At 23.6% G+C, this 1,599-nt stretch carries 2 protein-coding genes; both read left to right on the top strand.

From position 1 onward, the window contains the following. The first annotated feature begins 239 nt into the window (after nt 1-239). The gene (locus BST80_RS05205; protein WP_114565262.1) at nt 240-563 is read left to right on the top strand and encodes a hypothetical protein; all 324 of its coding nucleotides are present in this window, start codon (nt 240-242) and stop codon (nt 561-563) included. A gap of 467 nt (nt 564-1,030) precedes the next feature. Further along, entirely contained in the window at nt 1,031-1,441 is a 411-nt protein-coding gene (locus BST80_RS05200) for a hypothetical protein (RefSeq protein WP_415746273.1), read from the top strand. The last annotated feature ends 158 nt before the right edge of the window (nt 1,442-1,599 follow it).

Raw genomic sequence — 1,599 nt, 5'->3', positions numbered from 1 at the left:
ATAATTTGCTATTAGTATCTTTTTAAAAATATTTACAATTATTTTAATAGGTTATGCAAGAAGTCTAATATTAATAGCAAAAAAATGGAGAATCTTTTACAAAATAATCTCTTTAAAAAAAATTAATGATATAATATTGTTGTTCATATGACAATATAATAAATCTTCCTTTTTTTTCTTTTTAAAATTTAAAGTATGATTTTAGATATTCATTTGAATAAGAAAGGAGGGCAGCAAGAATGTATAATAATAAACCACAACACAGATTTAATAAAAAAAATGAACAATTTATTAACGATGAAAAGTTTTTATTAGCATCAAAACAACCGCAATTAAAAACAGTTACTAGTAAAGATGGACAAATAAGAGATTTATGTGAATTTTGAGTTTTAGATAATGGTGAAGAAGTGCAATGTGTAGTATGAAATGATTTAGCACAAAAATTAAATGCTGAATTTAATCTTGAAAGCTTTACAGCAATTACTATTACTTATAAAAAGAATTTTAATGATTTTACTGGTAAAACTCGTTATAGTGTTCGTGATTTTGCTTTTACTAATTAATTCATTCTTTGATTTTAAAGTAAAACAATAAAAACCCTTTGAAAAGGGTTTTTTCTTTGGAATTATTAATAAAAGTCTAGTATTAAAGGAATTTAAATTGTGTTTTATTTTGTTAATAAGACTTTTTTAGGGAAAAATGTTATAATAATATTAATTGAAAGCAAAAGGATGATATAAAATTTATGGAGAAAAAATATTTAATTAAAATATTAGCAAAAAAGGATGCAACTTTAAATTATAAAACAGCAATGGCCTTGACCTAAAAGGTTTTAGCAGAAGAAACTGGGACTGTTGATCCTAAAATTATTTTACGTTTTAAATGATATCGCCCATCGCAAGAAGTTTTTGAAAGTATTTATTCAACTGCTGTATGAGGAACAAAGATTGCTTTTGAACGTTATCAAGATTTAATTCTTAATATTGCTTTAAAAGATGTTGTTTCTTTCAAAGCTTTATATAAAGGGATTATGAATGTTTTTGTTAAAATTGATGATGAAATCCAAGCTTATGGGGAAAATATAATTGCTATTACTGATTATGCTAATTTATTATTAACCATTATTTCGGAAATAACTAAAACCAATTTTATTCGAACAACTTTTCATGATGAACATCTTGAGAATCCTAATATTAATCCTTTTTTAAGTCATATTTTAGGAGGGGCAGCATTAGGAATTGCTCGTTGGTTTGGTTATCGAATTCTTCATCAAGATAACGGACATGAATTAATTCAAAAATTATATATGATGAATATTAATAAAATTAAGGGATTTGACCAAGATAATATTAATGACATTTTATTTTTAATTGAAGATTTATTAAATTATATTGAAAAAAACTCTTATTTTATTGAAGAGTTTACCGCAGCAGATCAATAGAATTGTTTCATAAAGGAGAAAAACTTATGGCAAAAATGAAAAACTTTGTAGATGCAACATATGATAACCAAAATGTTTATTTAATTAGACTTCTTGCATAACCTAGTTATTTTAAAATTCCTATAAAATATATTTAAAATAGAAATTATAGGAATCTA

The organism is Spiroplasma sp. Moj (assembly GCF_016082285.1).
Classification (GTDB): Bacteria; Bacillota_I; Bacilli_A; order Mycoplasmatales; family Mycoplasmataceae; genus Spiroplasma; species Spiroplasma phoeniceum.
Note: the sequence above shows the minus strand (reverse complement) of the source record. Positions and strands in the feature narration are given on the sequence as shown.